Raw genomic sequence first — 204 nt, 5'->3', positions numbered from 1 at the left:
GCGTCGTCGATCAGATAGGACCAGGCGCCGCCCGCATCCACGCTGTAGGTGCCATAGCCCATGGCCCCCACCCCCGAGGCCGGCTGGAACACATTGTCGTCGTTGTCGACATCCGTGGTCGTCGCCGTGCCGGTGATCGGCGCGGCGCTGTCCTCGGCCCCGATCCCGGACAGATCGCCCGCGATGACGGCCGCGTCATTGGCG

General features: G+C 69.6%; 1 protein-coding gene. It reads right to left on the bottom strand.

Going from position 1 to position 204, the window contains the following annotated elements:
- Positions 1 to 204 (bottom strand): VCBS domain-containing protein (locus EGN72_RS00020; protein ID WP_148114228.1); only part of this gene is annotated, 204 nt, incomplete at both ends.

It is taken from the genome of Pseudorhodobacter sp. E13 (assembly GCF_003991405.1).
Taxonomy (GTDB): Bacteria; Pseudomonadota; Alphaproteobacteria; order Rhodobacterales; family Rhodobacteraceae; genus Pseudorhodobacter.
The sequence above is the reverse complement of the archived record's forward strand: the minus strand, read 5'-3'. Positions and strand labels throughout refer to the sequence as shown.